Source organism: Burkholderia sp. GW821-FHT14F03, from assembly GCF_058803765.1.
The window spans coordinates 98918-115756 of record NZ_JBXAPG010000011.1; the positions used below are offsets into that span (position 1 = coordinate 98918).

Annotated in this window: 13 protein-coding genes and 1 pseudogene; 8 read left to right on the top strand and 6 right to left on the bottom strand. The window is 67.1% G+C overall.

The window, feature by feature from the left end; genetic code table 11:
* Positions 1–13: 13 nt before the first annotated feature.
* The 4 genes from AC1RQF_RS09795 to AC1RQF_RS09810 form a co-directional block, all read right to left on the bottom strand.
* Positions 14–448: a response regulator transcription factor gene (locus tag AC1RQF_RS09795; RefSeq protein WP_273995258.1), complete on the bottom strand. Its 435-nt coding sequence runs from the start codon at positions 446–448 to the stop codon at positions 14–16.
* 2 nt (positions 449–450) lie between these two features.
* On the bottom strand, positions 451–1797 hold the full coding sequence (locus AC1RQF_RS09800; protein ID WP_273995259.1) for a 3-phosphoshikimate 1-carboxyvinyltransferase: 1347 nt from the start codon (positions 1795–1797) through the stop codon (positions 451–453).
* A gap of 137 nt (positions 1798–1934) precedes the next feature.
* Positions 1935–2687: an iron-containing redox enzyme family protein gene (locus tag AC1RQF_RS09805; protein ID WP_273995260.1), complete on the bottom strand. Its 753-nt coding sequence runs from the start codon at positions 2685–2687 to the stop codon at positions 1935–1937.
* A 543-nt stretch (positions 2688–3230) separates the two neighbouring features.
* On the bottom strand, positions 3231–4637 hold the full coding sequence (locus AC1RQF_RS09810; protein WP_273995261.1) for an MFS transporter: 1407 nt from the start codon (positions 4635–4637) through the stop codon (positions 3231–3233).
* 606 nt (positions 4638–5243) lie between these two features.
* Between AC1RQF_RS09810 and zwf the strand changes: the two genes are divergently transcribed.
* The 3 genes from zwf (at position 5244) to cydB (ending at position 9464) form a co-directional block, all read left to right on the top strand.
* The gene (gene zwf, locus AC1RQF_RS09815) at positions 5244–6725 is read left to right on the top strand and encodes a glucose-6-phosphate dehydrogenase (RefSeq protein WP_492871905.1); all 1482 of its coding nucleotides are present in this window, start codon (positions 5244–5246) and stop codon (positions 6723–6725) included.
* A 327-nt stretch (positions 6726–7052) separates the two neighbouring features.
* Positions 7053–8453: a cytochrome ubiquinol oxidase subunit I gene (locus tag AC1RQF_RS09820; protein ID WP_273995263.1), complete on the top strand. Its 1401-nt coding sequence runs from the start codon at positions 7053–7055 to the stop codon at positions 8451–8453.
* Between the two features lie 3 nt (positions 8454–8456).
* Positions 8457–9464, top strand: a complete 1008-nt coding sequence (cydB, locus tag AC1RQF_RS09825) for a cytochrome d ubiquinol oxidase subunit II (RefSeq protein ID WP_492871906.1) — start codon at positions 8457–8459, stop codon at positions 9462–9464.
* A gap of 61 nt (positions 9465–9525) precedes the next feature.
* Here cydB and AC1RQF_RS09830 read toward each other — a convergent pair whose 3' ends face one another.
* Positions 9526–10008, bottom strand: a complete 483-nt coding sequence (locus tag AC1RQF_RS09830; RefSeq protein ID WP_492871907.1) for a hypothetical protein — start codon at positions 10006–10008, stop codon at positions 9526–9528.
* A 194-nt stretch (positions 10009–10202) separates the two neighbouring features.
* On the opposite strand from AC1RQF_RS09830, the gene AC1RQF_RS09835 reads away from it, so the two are divergent.
* From AC1RQF_RS09835 to AC1RQF_RS09845, 3 genes are all read left to right on the top strand, one after another.
* A complete protein-coding gene (locus AC1RQF_RS09835; RefSeq protein WP_492871908.1) occupies positions 10203–10655 on the top strand; it encodes a hypothetical protein in 453 nt (150 codons plus the stop codon).
* A gap of 654 nt (positions 10656–11309) precedes the next feature.
* Positions 11310–12809: a UbiD family decarboxylase gene (locus AC1RQF_RS09840; protein WP_492871909.1), complete on the top strand. Its 1500-nt coding sequence runs from the start codon at positions 11310–11312 to the stop codon at positions 12807–12809.
* 109 nt (positions 12810–12918) lie between these two features.
* Positions 12919–13359: a MarR family winged helix-turn-helix transcriptional regulator gene (locus tag AC1RQF_RS09845; RefSeq protein WP_273995268.1), complete on the top strand. Its 441-nt coding sequence runs from the start codon at positions 12919–12921 to the stop codon at positions 13357–13359.
* Between the two features lie 69 nt (positions 13360–13428).
* On the opposite strand, the gene AC1RQF_RS09850 is transcribed toward AC1RQF_RS09845, so the two are convergent.
* Positions 13429–15168, bottom strand: coding sequence for a cholesterol oxidase substrate-binding domain-containing protein (locus AC1RQF_RS09850; RefSeq protein WP_492871910.1), 1740 nt, complete (start codon positions 15166–15168; stop codon positions 13429–13431).
* A gap of 465 nt (positions 15169–15633) precedes the next feature.
* On the opposite strand from AC1RQF_RS09850, the gene AC1RQF_RS09855 reads away from it, so the two are divergent.
* Together AC1RQF_RS09855 and AC1RQF_RS09860 are read left to right on the top strand one after the other, a co-directional pair.
* On the top strand, positions 15634–16416 hold the full coding sequence (locus AC1RQF_RS09855; RefSeq protein WP_492871911.1) for a COG4705 family protein: 783 nt from the start codon (positions 15634–15636) through the stop codon (positions 16414–16416).
* A 28-nt stretch (positions 16417–16444) separates the two neighbouring features.
* Positions 16445–16839, top strand: a pseudogene (locus tag AC1RQF_RS09860) (hypothetical protein); the annotation flags it as partial.

The window sequence follows — 16839 nt, forward strand, 5'->3', positions numbered from 1 at the left end:
GACCGATCCTGCGTCAGCCCAGCGAGTGCGCGCGCGCGACGTCGCGCATCAGGTCCATGCCGCGCACGGCCGCCGAGGTGCGGTTCGAGACGCCGAGCTTCTTGAACAGCACGCCGACGTGCATCTTGACGGTCGCGATTTCAATGCCGAGACGGTTCGCGATGACTTTGTTCTGGCAACCCTCGATGATGCAGATGAGGATCTGCAACTGGCGATTCGACAGCTTCAGCGCGGCCTGCCGCGCATCCTCCGCCAGCGGGCGCTCGCTGTCCGTGTCGGGCAGGGGCGTCGCCAGCGCGACGGCGATCTCTCCCGAGGCATAACGGCCAAACGGCGCCGCGCCCTTCACGTCGTGCAATTCTTCGTAGCATAGGTGTGTCAAGAAAGCCTCCGTGAGCTTGTGGGCCCGGGGGAAGGGCGGGCGGGAAGAGAGGGGCGTGTGGGACATGGTTACTCGTCGTTGGCTTCCGCGTAGTGGCGTTCGGTCGCGGCGCTGCGCACGCCGAGCCGGGTGAACTGCTCGATGAAGTCGGGGAACGAGCACACGATGTCCTCGTATCCGTCGAGGTTGCAGGGTTTGTCGCAGCGCAGGGCCGCGACGAACAGCGACATGAAGTTGCGGTGATCGCCGTGGCTCGACAGCGTGACGCCGCCCTCGTAGCGGGCGCGGCCGCGGGTCACGAAGCCGTCGACATGGCCGCCCGGCGCGCGCGTGATCGTGATGTCCGCGCCGAGCTTGCGCGCTTCCTCGACCATCGCCTCGATGCGCGACGACTTGTGAAAGCGCGTGACCGACCCGCCCGTGATCGCGAAGCGGCCCGTGACGAACAGGCTCAGCGCCACCAGCGTCGGGATGATGTTCGGCCCGTTGCTGACGTCGAACGCGAACTGGCCGTCGAAGTCGATGCCCGTGCTGTCGACGCTCATCACGCGCTCCGGCAGGTAGGCGATCTTCACGCCGAGCGCCTGCACGATGTCGATGAACAGCTGCTCGCCCTGCAGCGTTTCCGGGTCGAGGCCGTGCAGGCGATAGGCGCCCGGGAAGATCGCGCACGCCATCAGCAGGTAGGACAGCGAGGTGAAGTCGGCATTGATGCGGGTCTGAAAGCGCGTGTAGCGACCCGGCGCGACGCGATACGACGTGAAGTCCGCGCCGGCCTCGGCGCGGATGCCGGCCATGCGCAGCGTGTCGAGCGTTTGCGCGATGTACGACTGCGACAGCACGGGCGGCGTGACGCGCAGCGTGATCGGCTGCTTCGCGAGCGGCGCGGCCATCAGCACCGCGGTGATGAACTGCGAGCTGATCTCGCCCGGAATCGTGACGCTGCCGCCTTGCAGCGTGCGGCCCCAGTTGATCACGGGCGCCTTCGTTTCGTCGGCGAGATACGAGAAGCTGGCGCCGAGCGTATGCAACGCATCGAACAGCGGCGTCATCACGCGCCGGCGCAAGGTGGCGTCGCCCGTCAGGATCGTCGGCACGCCGCGCATGCTGCTCAGCGCCATCATCGTGCGGAACACGAGGCCCGAGCCTTTCGCGTCCACGACGAGCATGTCGTCGCCGAAGCGGCCGCCCGTGCCGTCGATGCGCAGCGCGTCGCCGTCCTCCACGATCGTGGCGCCCAGCTGGCGGCAGGCGCGTTTCATGGTGTCCGTTTCGAGGCAGCGCAGATCGTTGTGGATGATCGAGGTGCCGTCGGCCAGGGTCGCCGCGAGGATGGCCCGCTGCGTCTCGGGCTTGGACGCGGGCACCTTCATGTCGCGGCCGAGTTCGCTCAGTGGTTCGATGCGCAGATACATACCATCTCCATTGTCTGGATTCGAGATCGGCGGCGCGGCGCGCATGCGAACGCGTGCGTGCCAGCCGCCAGACGAGCAAGGTGGGGGTTCCGGCAGGAGGCGGCCGCGGTCGCGGCCGCCCGAGCGGGGAGCGGGGATCAGGCCGCGGCCTTGTCCGATTGCCTCACGACCATGTCTTCGTGGATTTCGCGGAAGAACAGCGCGAGGATCGACTGGATGTCGTCGATGTACTTGAAGACGGCCTGGTAGTCCTCCTCGCTCAGGATCAGCTGGTTGAGGATCTTCCACATCTCCATCGAGTGGTCGTCGCGCGTATCGACCGTCAGGTGCGCTTCCTGGCCCTTGATGAGGTCGTGCCCGAGCGACGACTTCAGGTTCTTCACGATGTCGGGCTGGAGCTTCTGCTGCGTGTACTCGACCAGGTAGTTCGAGACCACCGGCGCCATCGGGTGCTCGTGCTCGAGCGTGTAGTAAAAGAAGCCCTCGAACAGACGCGTGGACAGATAGGGTTCGGTGTTGAGGATTTCCTCCATCGAGATCCCGGCCGCCTCGCAATCGTGGATATAGAGCTTGTCGTGCAGCATCTCGTCGGCCTGGTAGTGCGCATAGTCCTGCGCGGCGGACGGCGAGATTTCAGCAATTTTATATATTGCTTTCGCTTGACTGACTCGCGAAAGGCGAATGCGCCAGACGTGCTCGATAAGCGTGCGGCGGTAGTACGCCATGTGAATGTTCTTTTCCTTCATGTGCGACGCGAACGGGACCGTTTGTCGCCATTCCTCCATTTTCTTGTCGAGATAGCGGTCGATTTCTTTTTTTCGTTCCAGGCCCTCGGTATCGGAAAAAAACGGCGCAGGATGGGCGATGCCACTGTTTCGTACGCGGTTCATCTGAAGCTCCCTCGGAGAAGGTTGAATATGTCCGGCTGGTCGTGCGCGCAATGGCGGTGCAGCCTGACGTTTGGGAACGACGGGGCATGCGGCAGGCGGTGACGCATCAGCGGAAAACCGCGGCGGAGTCGTCGCGGGGCCGTTGTTATTTAATGGTTCTGCGAAAAAATATTTAATTCTCGTGCGGCGCGGACTGTTTCATAAAATCGATGCGCCGGGAAAATAATAACCGTCTCGATGGCGAGAAAAAGATATCCGAAGGTATAGGTGGGATGCGGTTTTGTGGCGTGCGTGTCGATTCGGCGCGCGGGCCCGGCCGGCGACGCCGGCCGTCCGGCAATTCTGTCCGGGGAGCGGGTGCGCAGGATGCGGTTTTTACTGAAATCGATCGGCCGCTATTCAACGGGCGGATGGGATCGGTGCACCCGGCGCGCGCGAATCCACCCGCCCGCGTAGCGGGGAGAACGGCCGGCCCGTCGGCGACGAGCCGGCCCGTGGCCCGCGATCGGGCCGACGGGCGGCGCCCGCGTGCGCCGCGCGCGTTCAGGCGTGGGAGATGGCCGGCGCGCGCAAGCGCAGCACGCTGACCATGCTCGCGACGGCGGCGAACCCGCTGGCGAGCCAGAGCGCGACCACCGAACCGTGCTCGACGCCAAGGCTGAAGCAGGCCGCGACCAGTGCCGCGCCGAGTGCCTGGCCGAACAGGCGCGCGGCCGGAATCAGGCCGCTCGCGGAGCCGATGCGGGCCTTGGGCGCGCTCAGGCTCAGCGCCTTGAGGTTGGGCGACTGGAAGAAGCCGAAGCCCGCGCCGCAGATCGCGAGCCGCCAGGCGATGTCGAGGACGCCCGCATTGGCCGGCAGCAGCGCGGTCGAGGCGAGGCCCACGCCCATGATCACGAGCCCGGTGCCGCACAGCAGGGCGACGGAGCGCTTCTCGGACAGGTAGCCGGCGAGCGGTGCGGTCACGGCGCTCAGGATCGGCCAGGGGGTGAACAGCAGGCCGGTCTCGACGGCGGTGCGGCCGAGCTTGGTCTGCATGAGAAAGGGCAGCGCGACGAACGCGAGACCCTGCGCGGCGTAGGACAGGCTCGAGGTCGCCATCGACAGCGAGAACAGCGGCAGCCGGAACAGGTCGACGGGGAGGAGCGGCGCGGGATCCGCGCGCTCGCGCCGCAGCAGCAGCGCGCAGCACAGCGCGGCCACGCCGAATTCGATGGCGACGCGCGCGGGCGGTGCGTGATGCGACAGCTCGCCGAGCCCGAAGATGACGAGCGACAGCATGGTCGCGAGCAGGCCGGCGGCGATCACGTCGAACGGCCGGCGCGGCGCGGCCGCGGCGTGGTTGTATGGCAGTGTGCGGATCGCGAGCGTCATCGCGACGAGCCCGAGCGGCACGTTGATCAGGAACAGCCAGGGCCAGGTCGAGATCGACAGGATGATCGAGGTCACGGTCGGGCCGACGGCGAAGAACACCGCGACGGTCAGGGCGTTCAACCCCTGCGCGCGGCCCATCTGGTGCGGCGGGAAGATGAGGCGCAGGAGCGCGCTGCCGACGCCGAGGATGCCGGCCGCGCCGACGCCCTGGAGGATGCGCGCGATCACGAGCGTGGACAGCGACCACGCGAACCCGCTCGCGAGCGAGGCGAGGGTGAAGAGCCCGAGACCGAAGAAGTAGATCCGGCGATGGCCGATCCGGTCTCCGAGCGCGGCCAGCGGCAGCAGCGCCGCCACCATCGCGAGCTGGTAGGCGTTGATGATCCAGACCGACAGGTCGGGCGACGCGTGCAGGTCGGCGGCGATGGTCGGCAGGGCGGTGTTGGCGATCGCGGTATCGAGCGTCGCCACCGCGCCGCCGACGATCAGCGTCGACATGGCCCACCATTTGCGCGCGCCGGGCAGGCCGGTTTCCTCCGCGAGCATCGTGGGCTGTTCTTTCGTGGCATGGGTCATGAAGGGGTCTCCGCTGCGCGGAAGAGGCCGCGGGCGAGGCGATGTGGGGGCGGGCGGGTTTGCTGGCGGGCGCGGCGCTGTCATGAGGGGCCGGGCGCCGGACGGTTTTCCGCGCGCTTCGATGCGCACGGGGGCGCGGGTTGCGCGGCGCGCGCCGACTGGGCGGGAGAGGCGCGGTGCGGCCCGCGGGTGCGTGGCGCGGCGCGCATATGACAACGATGCGACAGCCGAGTGGAATGCGGCCCGGGTTGCGGCCCGAGGTCGGCGGCGTGGGGCGTGTCGGGCGCCGCGTCGTGCGCGGCGAAGATTCGGTCGGTACCCACGGGGAGCCATCGATGATCGGCGCACGCCGCAGCGGCGTGGCGCATGTTCAGACGCCCAAGACCACGCCCGCGCCGGGCGGCGCGCGTCATGCCCTCGGGTCCTTGTGTCGCGATCTCTGATTCGGCGATCACATTAGCACACGCGTTTGTGCCGAACAACGCCGACTCGCGGCTAGGTCGGCCCGGTCCGGCAGGCCGTCAGCAGGGTCGCGGCAGGCACGGTATGCTGTCGGACAGGCCCGGCCGTCCGGCTCGTCAATCCCGTGATTCCCTGCGTCAAACGATGAACCCATCCGCCTCTTCCTTCCCGGTTTCCGAGCTGCCGCTCGACATGGTCATTTTCGGCGGCGCGGGCGATCTGTCCGCGCGCAAGCTGCTGCCCGCGCTCTACATGGCGCACCTGCACGGCAGCCTGCCCGACGCCACGCGCATCATCGCGGTCGGGCGCGGCCGCTGGTCGCGCGAGCAGTACCTGGATTTCGTCGAGACGCGCTCGCGGCCGTTCGTCGACGCCAAGGCGCTCGAGCCCGAGGCGTGGGGGCGCTTTCTCGCGCGCTTCGAGTACGCGTGCGTCGACATCAACGACGTGGATGCATACACGAGCCTCGCGCAAGCCGTGCGGCCCGGTTCGCTGCGCGTGTTCTACCTCGCGACGGCGCCGAGCCTGTTCAGCACCATCGGCGATTGCCTGGCCGCGCAGGGGCTCGTCGACGAGCACGCGCGGGTCGTGCTCGAGAAGCCGCTGGGGCACGACCTCGCCTCCGCGAAGGCGATCAACGCGGCGATCGGACGTCACTTCCCGGAGGAGCGGATCTATCGGATCGATCACTACCTGGGCAAGGAAACCGTCCAGAACCTGATGGTGCTGCGCTTCGGCAACGCGATCTTCGGGCCGCTGTGGCAGGCGCCGTATATCCGCAGCGTCCAGATCACGGTGGCGGAATCGGTCGGCGTCGGCAGCCGCGCGGGCTTCTACGACGACACGGGCGCGCTGCGCGACATGATCCAGAATCACCTGCTGCAACTGCTGTGCATCGTCTCCATGGAGCCGCCCGTTTCCCTCGATCCCGACGCGGTGCGCGACGAGAAGCTCAAGGTGCTGCGTTCGCTGCGGCCGATGACCGTCGAGACGATCGCGCGCGACACGGTGCGCGGCCAGTACACGGCGGGTTCGGTGGACGGCGAGGCGGTGCGCGGCTACCTGGATGAGCCGGACGTGCCGGCCGACAGCACGACGGAAACGTTCGTGGCGATTCGCGCGCAGATCAACAACTGGCGCTGGGCCAACGTGCCGTTCTTCCTGAGAACGGGCAAGCGGCTGCGCGACCGGCGCTCGGAGATCGTGATCGAGTTCGCCGACCTGCCGTTCTCGATCATTCCGCGCGGCGCGTACAGCCAGGGCAACCGGCTGGTCATCCAGTTGCAGCCGGAAGAGTCGATCCAGTTGCACTTGCTCGCGAAGGAGCCCGGCAGCGGGCTGCACGTGCTGCCCGTGAGCCTCAACCTGGATTTGCAGCAGGCGCTGAGCGGGCGTCGCGCCGAGGCTTACGAGCGCCTCCTGATCGACGTGATCCGCGGCCGCCTCACGCACTTCATGCGCTACGACGAACTCGAGGCGGCGTGGGCGTGGGTCGAGCCGATCCTGAACGGCTGGCAGGCGCTGGGCGGCAAGCCGCGCAGCTATATCGCCGGCACCTACGGGCCGGCGGCGTCCTCCGCGCTGCTGGCCCGCGACGACATGGCCTGGGCGGAAGAAGAATCCTGAGCGGGCGAGGTTCGCCCGCCGCGCGCGGCCATCCCATGCCCGAGGCAGCACCCGACCCGCGCCGCGCCCCGGCGCGGTTTTTTTCGATCCTGACGAATGCACGGGCGCCCGGGGCGCGGCCGCGGCTTGCCTGGGCGGCGCGCCGCGCGCGCGAGGCGGACCGCGCCGCAATACTGTTTTCCAGAAGCCGAAACTTGCACTACTTTATTGTCGTAAGCCGATATTGATCAGGACTGCCGTACGCGTCATGCTCGACCGCATGGCGTCGGCGGGCGACGCCGCGCAACGGCGGTCAGGCGCGCCGCGAACCGGAGGATCGACAGAGCCATGGAAATCTTCGACGCATTCCATCTCGCGCGGCTGCAGTTCGCGTTCACGGTGTCGTTCCATATCGTGTTCCCGGCCATCAGCATCGGCATGGCGAGCTTCCTGGCGGTGCTGGAGTGGCGCTGGCTCGCGACGGGCGACGCCGCGTACAAGGCGATGTTCCAGTTCTGGTCGAAGATCTTCGCGATCGGCTTCGGCATGGGCGTGGTGTCGGGCGTCGTGATGGCCTACGAGTTCGGCACCAACTGGAGCGGCTTCGCTTCGGTGGCGGGCAACATCACCGGGCCGCTCCTGACCTACGAAGTGCTGACGGCATTCTTCCTCGAGGCGGGGTTTCTCGGCGTGATGCTGTTCGGCTGGGAGCGCGTCAGCCCGCGCGCGCACTTCTTCGCGACGCTGATGGTCGCGCTCGGCACGCTGATCTCGACCTTCTGGATCCTCGCGTCCAACAGCTTCATGCAGACGCCGCAGGGCTTCGCGATCGAGCATGGCCGCATCGTGCCGGTCGACTGGTTCAAGGTCATTTTCAATCCTTCGTTTCCCTATCGGCTCGCGCACATGACGATCGCTGCGTTCATCGTCGCGGGCTTCATCGTCGCCGCATGTGGTGCGTGGCACCTGCTGCGCGGCCGGCGCGACGAGCCCGTCAAGCGCAGCTTCTCGATGGCGCTGTGGATCCTGCTGCTGCTCACGCCGATCCAGATCGCCGTCGGCGATGCGCACGGCCTCAATACCCGCGCCTACCAGCCGGCCAAGATCGCCGCGATCGAAGGCCTGTGGGAGACCGAACACGGCGGCACCTCGCTGAATCTGGTCGGCCTGCCCGACATGCAGGCGGAGACGACGCGCTACGCGTTGCAGGTGCCGCACCTGGGCAGCCTGATCCTCACGCACAGCTGGGACGGCGAGATCCGAGGCCTGAAGGAATTCCCGCCTGAGGATCGCCCATACTCGCCGATCGTGTTCTGGACCTTCCGCATCATGGCGGGCCTCGGCATGCTGATGCTGCTGGTCGCGCTGCTCGGCCTGCTGCTGCGCCGGGGCGGCCGCCTCTACGAGGCGCGCGCCTTCCAGTGGTTCGTGCTGGCGATGGGGCCGTCGGGGCTCGTGGCGTTGCTGGCCGGCTGGATCACGACCGAGGTCGGGCGGCAGCCGTGGACCGTGTACGGCGTGCTGCGCACCATCGACTCGGTCGCGCCGCTGAGCGCCCGGCAGGTCGGGGTCTCGCTGCTGATCTTCGTGGTCGTGTATTTCCTGGTCTTCGGCACCGGCGTCTACTACATGATGCAGCTCATGAAACGCGGGCCGGCGGCGCAGGCCGGCCTCCACGAACACCACCCTCACCCGGGGCTGCGCAACCGCGCGCTGTCCGCGCGGCTGGGTACGACCGACGCGGAGTAAGCCATGCATCTCGACCTTCCCGTCATCTGGGCCATGATCATCGGGCTCGGCGTGTTCATCTACGTGATGCTCGACGGCTTCGACCTCGGCATCGGGCTGCTGTTTCCATTCTTCGGCGAAGCCGCCGAGCGCGAAGTGATGATCAACACGGTCGCCCCCGTGTGGGACGGCAACGAGACCTTCCTCGTGCTCGGCGGCGCGGCGCTGTACGGTGCGTTTCCGGTGGTCTATGCGACGCTGCTGCCCGCCAACTACCTGCCGCTGATCTTGATGGTGGTGGGGCTGATCTTCCGCGGCGCGGCGTTCGAGCTGCGCGCGAAGGCGAGCCGGACCCGGCATCTGTGGGACCTCGCGTTCATCGGCGGCTCGGCGCTCGCGGCGTTCTGCCAGGGGATCGTGCTCGGCTCGCTGTTGCAGGGGATCCGGATCGTCGACGGCCGCTTCGCCGGCGAGCCGTTCGACTGGCTGTCGCCGTTCAGCCTGTTCTGCGGGCTCGGGGTGCTCGTCACCTATGCGACGCTCGGCTGCGGCTGGCTGATCCTCAAGACCGACGGCGACCTGCAGCGCAAGATGCGGATGCTGATGAAGCCGCTCGTGAGCGTGCTGCTCGGGGCGATGGCGATCGTCAGCCTGTGGACCGTGCTCGGGCTGCCCGCCGTCGCGCACCGCTGGTTCGGCAGCGGCGACCTGCCCTGGTTCCTGCCGGTGCCCGTGCTGGTGGTCGCGTGCGTATGGGGCATCTTCCACACGGTGCGGCGCGAGCACGAGGCCATGCCGTTCCTGCTGACGCTCGCGTTGAGCTTCCTCGGCTACAGCGGCCTCATCATCAGCATCTGGCCGCACATCGTGCCGCCTTCGCTGTCGATCTGGGAGGCCTCGTCGAGCCCCGCGAGCCAGTTGTTCGCGCTGGTCGGCACGGTGATCGTGCTGCCGATCATCCTCGTGTACAACGCGATGCAATACCACGTGTTCCGCGGCAAGGTGCGCTCGGGGGATGCGGGCTACCACTGAGCCCGCGCGCGCCCTCCGCCCGGCGGCGCGCAAGGCGCCGCCGGGCGGACGAGGCGGGGGCTCAGGGCGTCTTGACCGGGCCGCGCCGGATCAGTTGCGCGCGCACCCTGTCGTAGCCCATGACGCCGGCCAGCAGCAGCGCGACGACCAGGAAGATGTCGAGCAGGGAGGCGAAGCTCTTCACCTGGGTCAGGTGGAACAGCATCATGAAGATGCCGGTGAAGAACATCTTGATCGTCCCTTGCAGCGCGCTGGCCGCGCCGCGGTTCTTCTCGACCTCGCCCATGCTCAGCGCGAGCACGAGCACGAGCACGAGCACGAGCACGAGCACGAGCACGAGCACGAGCACGAGCACGAGCACGAGCACGAGCGGCGCGGCCACGCCGCAGCCGCAGCCGCAGCAGATCAGGAACGAGAACATGGCGATGCGCCAGCCGCTGCCGTCGACGTCGACGCAGCGGAACAGCATGCAGACCACCACGTAATAGACGATCGTGCCGAGGTCGCGCCGCGCGAACGGCAGCTTGACCAGGACGCTGCCCATCGCCCGCGAGCCGGCCAGGATGGCGGCCGAGTACGCGAGTCTGGACGGGCGAATAGCCGAGCGTGTGGAAGGCGAGCGGCGAGGTCGCGTAATAGCCGATCGTGAACACGAACACGAGCGTCGACGACAGGCTGTAGGCCATGAAGCGGAAATCCCCCGCGAGCTCGACGTACGGGCCGAAGTAGGACGCCGGCGTGCGCCGCCGCGGCTGCGGCGCGTGGGTCTCGGGCATCCACGCGAGCAGGGCGAGCCAGGGCCGGCTCGATCCAGGCCGCATCGATGTCGTTCGCGGCGTCGCGGCGCACGGCCTCGGCTTCCGCGGCGGTGATCCGGAAGTAGGGCGACAGCAGGTTGCCGAGCGTGCCGACGGACAGGCGCTCCTGCTCGATGATCCGTTGCAGGCGATCGAGCGCGAGATAGCCCTGGCTGCGCGAGAGCGCCTTGCCGGCGCTCAATTGCTGGCGGCCGTAGTGTCCGCCGACGTTCTCGTGCGAGAAGCCGCCGGATTCGATCTTGCGCAGGTCCGCATGGGACGCTTCGAGGTCCCTCGGACCGAGCGCATCGTGATTCAGATAGTGGGATGCATCGGGAAAGCGGCTTTTGAGATCGGTAAAAAAATCCTGATACGATTCGCCAAATGCGGCTGATTATTGTGATACGGAAGGCTTATTTGTTTCGATAAAAATCGTCATGTTAAATTCTAAGAATAGTCAATGAGGAAGACTGTTTTTTGAATAGACTGGCACGAAATATTGAATCGAAAGGCACTAAAATCTCAAATAACAACCAATGAGGTTGAATTTTAGCAAGGGAATGGGAAATTCAATCCACCACGATCTTTTGTCCTGTTTTTTTGGAATATCTGTGCGCGCAGATTGATAAGAATTTCGGATTAATCGGTGAATTTATGGGAATTGTATTATTGATTATTTGCGATTTTGTTAAAATAAGATTTATCAATTTTTATAATAATTTATTTGCGGTTTTGAAGTTGAATGAATTTATGGGTGTGCTAGGGCAGCGTACCTGCTGCGAATGGGGATCTCAGCGGCGGCGCGGGACATGCCGCGGGGGTGGCCCGGCCTGAGGACGATCTGCCCGCTTGCCGATCGCGCCGACCATCAATATGATGTGTGCACATGCATGCAATAAATGCAAGCCGACGAGGTGATCGACGCCGCAGCGGCCGGTCGCTTCTGCGCGCCGGGCGCGGGTCGATCCGCGCCGCGCGGCGCGCCACCGCACGATCACCGACGCGCCATGCATCGGCGACGCTGCGCCCCCTCAACCTGGAGACGTTCATGAGCCTGCTTCACTGCGCGCTGGACCTGCGCGCGTTCCTCGACGAGCTGCGCCGCAGGCGGGATCTCGTCGATATCGACGTCGAAGTCGACACCGCGCTCGAACTGGCGGCGATCACGCGCCGCGTCTATGAGGCGCGCCTGCCCGCCCCGCTGTTCACGCGCCTTGCGAGCGGCGTGCCGGGGGCGCGGATCCTGGGCGCGCCCGCCGGCATGCGGGCGACGCCGGGGCGGGAATACGGCCGGCTGGCGCTGCATCTCGGTCTGCCGGAGACGAGCGGCCCGCGCGAGATCATCGCGACGATCCGGCGCGCGATGGCGGCCGCGCCCATCGCGCCGCGCCGGGTGGCGAGCGGCCCCGTGAAGCAGAACGTCTGGCGCGACGAGGCGGTCGATCTGACGCGCTTCCCGGTTCCGCTGCTGCACGAAGCGGATGGCGGCCGTTACTTCGGCACCTACGGCTTCCATATCGTGCGTTCTCCCGACGGTGCGTGGGACAGCTGGGGCATCGGCCGGCTCATGCTGGTGGATCGCAACACGCTGGCGGGGCCGGCGATTCCGACCCAGCACATCGGCATGATCCGCGAGATGTGGCGTCGCGAGGGCAAGCCTATGCCGTGGGCGATGGCGCTTGGCGCGCCGCCCGCCGCGGTGGCCGCGGCCGGCATGCCGCTGCCCGCCGGCGTCAGCGAGCCCGGATATGCCGGGGCGCTGCTGGGCGCGGCGCTCGAAGTCGTGCGCGCGGAGCGCGTCGATCTGTGGGTGCCCGCGCAGGCGGAGATCGTGCTGGAAGGCGAGGTCAGCCTGACCGAGACCGCGCTCGAAGGGCCGATGGGCGAGTACCACGGCTACCAGCATCGCGAAGGGCGCGCGCAGCCCGTGTTTCACGTGCGCGCGGTGACCTTCCGCGATGCGCCGATCCTGCCCGTGTGCGTGGCGGGCACGCCGCCCGAGGAAAACCACACGATCTGGGGAACCATGATCTCCGCGCAACTGCTCGAGTTGTTGCAGGCAGCCGGCCTGCCGATCGACATGGCGTGGTGTTCCTACGAGGCCGCGAGCTGCTGGGCCGTGCTGTCGGTCGACGTCGCGCGGCTCGCCGCGTTGAACACGACGGCGCGCGCGCTCGTCGAGCGCGTGGCCGAGGTGTTGTTCGACTCGCATCCCGGTTACCTGATTCCGAAGTTCATCCTGGTGGGCAACGACGTCGACGTCACCGACCTCAACCAGGTGGTCTGGGCGCTCGCGACGCGCGCGCACCCCGAGCACGATCACTTCGCATTCCCGGGGCAGCGCGGCTTTCCGATGGTCCCGTATCTGACGACGGACGATCGCGCGGCCGGCTCGGGCGGCAAGCTCGTCGTCAATTGCCTGTATCCGGAGCAGTTTCGCGGCGAGATGCGCGCGGGAATCGCCTCGTTCCGGCATGCGTATCCGGACGCGCTTCAGCGCAAGGTGTTGGAGAACTGGGCGCGCTACGGTTTCGCGGAGGCTCGATAGGTCTACGTGATGGTTGAGGAAACTGGACGCGGAGCGGTTGATTGAACAAGAATAGGGCCTGCGGCGTTCGCAGGCCGCCAAGACATACGGATTTGCGACGGGAGAACAAATGAGCAGGGAGAAGGCGCTTGGATTGCCGTCCGGTGAAATCTATTCGATGACAAACATCGTGCGCAATCGAGACAGGCGTCTCACGACGGAGCTGGGCCGCATCGGCCTCACGCTGCCGGAATGGCGGGTGCTGCGGATCATTCACAGCTTCGCGCAGGACGTGCCGATGAGCGTCATCATCGAACATTCGCAGACCGATCGAACCGCACTGGGCCGCACCATCGACCGGCTCGTCGAGCGCGGCTGGGTCGAACGATTGCCGGATCCCGACGACAAGCGGGCCGTCTATATCCGGCGGCGTCCCGCATCGTGCGTCGCGTTCACCCAGGCGCTGCAGGTCGTGTCGCAATGGGACACGCAACTGATGGCGGGCCTCGATGCAGTCGAACGCGGTGCCTTGTCGCGCGCGCTCAAGAAGCTCGACGACGCGTCGCTCTGAGCCGGCCCGGCGCGGCTTGCGCGGGTTCGCGCGAGCCGCGCCCGGGCCGCTCGCCTTGCGACGCGCGTCTCAGGGCAGCAGCCGGTCCAGCAGCGGCGACGCGAAGATCCGCCCGGGGTCGTAGCGATCGAGCGTCGCGCGAGCGGCGTCCCAGCCGGCGGCGGCGGGCTGGCCCTCGCGATACAGGTTGGGAATCGTCGTCGTCAGCATCGCGTCGTCCCGCCACGCGCCGGTATCGGTGTAGGCCCAGCCTTTCGACCACTCGGGGCGCACGGTCGCGTAGGTCCCGGCGTAGTTGGCCAGCATCCATTGCTCGATCTCACGATAGAAGCGGTTCGCGCCCGGTGTGCCGGGCAACGTGAGGATGTCGAACCAGACGGCGGTGTCCCACTCGGGATGATCGGGGCGCGGCTTGAGCGCCGACAGCGGGGGGACGGTTGCGCCGCCGTCGGCCGGCTGATCGAGGCCGGTCACGCGGATCTCGACGGGGCCGTTCATGGGATAGGCGCCGCGTGCGCGGCAGGCGTCGACCCGGCCCTGGTAGAACTGCACGAACTCGTGGATCGCGCGTTGCACGTCGGCGCGCCGCACCAGCACGGCGTAGCCGTTCGCGGTGACGCGCAGCGTCGTCGGTCGGACGTATTGCAGCACGGTGCGCGACCAGCCCCAGAGGTCGGCGCTCGCGGTCGCGAACAGTCCGGCCGCCGTGACCGCGAGCTGAGTCTGGCCGAACAGCGGCGTCAGCACGCCTTCGCCGGCGATGACGATGCGCGCGATCAGGTTGGCCAGCTCGGGCGGGATCGAATCGGAGAACGGATAGTTGTACGGCTGGGTGACCGCGCGCGACAGCAGCGGCCGGTTGGGCGACACGCTCCAGACCTTGAGCCACGGAAATATCGTGAACGGATACCAGATCGCTTCCACGCGGCCTGCCTGATCGAGGAACGAGGCCATGCTGCGGCCGGCCGCATCCGGCGCGCCGAACAGTTCGGACACCGCGATATTGATATGGCTCTGGCAGCGCAGGCGCTGGTTCGGCCCGACGACGAGCGTGGCCTCCACGACGAAGGCGCGGCCGAGATGCGCGAGGAAGGGGCCGCAGTCCGGATCGCCGCGCTCGAACGTGCGCAGGGCATAGCGCTGCGAGCCGGGATCGAACACCACCGCGGTCAGCTTCTGCACGAGATTGCTGAGCGAGCCATAGGCCTGGCCCGGCGCGGGGTGTTCGCCGCCGGCCGGCACGGCGGTGCCGTGCGCGTCGATCGCCAGGGCGCCGCCGAGCGTGATGTCGCCGGGGGCGGGTACGGCGACGATGCCGAGCCCATACGGCTCGAGCACGGCGAGCAGCGCTTCGAGCGAGATGCCGGTCTGAGCGGTGACGCGGGCCGGCTGCGTCGAGGTGTCGATCGAGACCGCGGTGAGCGCGCGGGTCGTGTCGAGCAGCACGACTTGCGCGGGCGCGACGTCCGCGGCGAGCGTCAGCGGCGACCAGTTGTGCAGGTGGCCGCGCGGTCGGATCCGGTAGCCGTTGGCGTAGGCCCAGTTGGCGACCTCCACCACCTCGGCGGGGCTGCGCGGCGCGGCGGTCCAGACGTCCGGGATCGTGATTTCGCCGCTCCAGTTCTGGAACGCCTGCTGGTACAGCGCGATGTCGGGCGGGAAGTTCGGCGGCGCGGACGAGGCGGGTTGCGTGCGGGCCGAGTGGGCGAGCGGTGTCCATCCGCCGATGACGCCGGCCGCGGCGAGTCGCGCGAGATCGGTCAGAAAGGCGCGCCTCGGCGCGTGGTCTCCTTGAGCATCCTCATTCATCGCAAGCTCCGGTCAAGTTGAATTGAATTCTGATAACGGAAGCGTTAATAACGAATCGATTCGATGATGAAAAGCGGATAAGGGAAGAACATCGTTGGTATGCGCGCGGCGAGGGCGGAGCGGCGTTTTCGTCTCCTGAGCGCGGTCCGCCCATGAAGATATTAGGTCGATTTATGGTGGGTGATTTTGCGGTGAAATTAAAATAAGAAAATTAGCCTTCCTGTGAATTGCCAAGGTGGATATTCGGCGGAATTATTCAGGAATGCGGAGCCGAGCGGCGGGGCGCTGCGTTTTCACGGGGCGCGCTCGGGATCCGGTTCAGGCGCTGACCGATCCTCCGGCTCGCGACCTGCATCCCCGGGTTGCGTGGCCGCGCCGGGATGGAGGCGCGGGTGGGCCTATGTCCAGGCTAAGTTTGCCTGGGCAGACTGACGGTCATCCCCTTCGCATCGGTATGACTACAGCATGAACACACGGCCCGCACCCAACACACGCGACTGGCTCAACAAGGTTCCCGACGTCACGCTTGCGTTCTGGATCGTCAAGATCATGTCCACCACCGTGGGCGAAACGGGCGCCGACTTCCTGGCGGTCAATGCCGGCTGGGGTCAGGGAATGACCCGCGCGGTCATGGCCGGCCTGCTCGCGGCCACCTTGATCGCGCAGTTGCGCGTCCGCCGCTACACCCCCTGGATTTACTGGCTGACGGTCGTGCTGGTCAGCGTGGTCGGCACGCAGATCACCGACTGGCTGACCGACGGCCTGGGAGTCAGCCTGTACGCCAGTACGTCCGTTTTCGCGGCGGGGCTCGCCGCGATCTTCTTCGCCTGGCATCGGGTCGAACGCACGCTGTCCATCCATGACATCGTGACGCGCAGACGCGAGCTGTTTTACTGGTCGGCCGTCCTGTGCACGTTCGCGCTGGGCACGGCCGCCGGCGATCTGGCGACCGAGGCGCTGGGCCTGGGCTTTATCCGGGGCGCGTTCGTCTTCGGTGCGTCGATCGGCGCGACCTGCGTCGCCTGGCGCATGGGTGGCAACGCCGTGCTCACGTTCTGGATCGGCTACATCCTGACCCGCCCGTTCGGCGCCGCGCTGGGCGACTGGCTGACGCAGGCCAGGACCTACGGCGGCCTCGGCATGGGGGCCATGTGGACCAGCGCCCTGTTCCTCGGGGTGATCCTCACGGCGGTGGCGGCGGCTCAGTTCGGGATGAGGACGAACCGATCCGCCCGAACCGCCGAATAACCGTCTTTCCACTTCTCAAGGAGAACACATGTTCAATCGATACGCGATTGTCCGACCCGCCGCCGCCGTGTCGGCCATCTTGCTTCTGGCCGTGGCGGCCGGATGTTCCAAATCCGCCGACCCGGAGCGCGCGAGCGTCGGGCCCGCTGACGCCGCGCACGCCAACGCGGCTCCGCAGGCCGTGGCGGCGGCCTCCAGGCTCGGCGACCTGTCGGCGTTCCGCGGCATTGCCGCCGACGTGGCCGTCATCGTGGACAAGGGCGATCTGCCCGCGGCCAGGACCCGCATCAAGGATCTGGAAGTCTCCTGGGATTCAGCCGAGGCGGGTTTGAAACCGCGGGCGGCCGACGATTGGCATGTGCTCGACAAGGCCATCGACCGGGCGTTGGGGGGGGCTACCGCACCAACGACACGGCAGACACA

Bases quoted from the DNA above. Each gene is read 5' to 3' on its own strand.
- AC1RQF_RS09795 (WP_273995258.1), bottom strand. From the start codon at position 448: ATGTCCCACACGCCCCTCTCTTCCCGCCCGCCCTTCCCCCGGGCCCAC.
- AC1RQF_RS09800 (WP_273995259.1), bottom strand. From the start codon at position 1,797: ATGTATCTGCGCATCGAACCACTGAGCGAACTCGGCCGCGACATGAAG.
- AC1RQF_RS09805 (WP_273995260.1), bottom strand. From the start codon at position 2,687: ATGAACCGCGTACGAAACAGTGGCATCGCCCATCCTGCGCCGTTTTTT.
- AC1RQF_RS09810 (WP_273995261.1), bottom strand. From the start codon at position 4,637: ATGACCCATGCCACGAAAGAACAGCCCACGATGCTCGCGGAGGAAACC.
- zwf (WP_492871905.1), top strand. From the start codon at position 5,244: ATGAACCCATCCGCCTCTTCCTTCCCGGTTTCCGAGCTGCCGCTCGAC.
- AC1RQF_RS09820 (WP_273995263.1), top strand. From the start codon at position 7,053: ATGGAAATCTTCGACGCATTCCATCTCGCGCGGCTGCAGTTCGCGTTC.
- cydB (WP_492871906.1), top strand. From the start codon at position 8,457: ATGCATCTCGACCTTCCCGTCATCTGGGCCATGATCATCGGGCTCGGC.
- AC1RQF_RS09830 (WP_492871907.1), bottom strand. From the start codon at position 10,008: ATGGGCAGCGTCCTGGTCAAGCTGCCGTTCGCGCGGCGCGACCTCGGC.
- AC1RQF_RS09840 (WP_492871909.1), top strand. From the start codon at position 11,310: ATGAGCCTGCTTCACTGCGCGCTGGACCTGCGCGCGTTCCTCGACGAG.
- AC1RQF_RS09845 (WP_273995268.1), top strand. From the start codon at position 12,919: ATGAGCAGGGAGAAGGCGCTTGGATTGCCGTCCGGTGAAATCTATTCG.
- AC1RQF_RS09850 (WP_492871910.1), bottom strand. From the start codon at position 15,168: ATGAATGAGGATGCTCAAGGAGACCACGCGCCGAGGCGCGCCTTTCTG.
- AC1RQF_RS09855 (WP_492871911.1), top strand. From the start codon at position 15,634: ATGAACACACGGCCCGCACCCAACACACGCGACTGGCTCAACAAGGTT.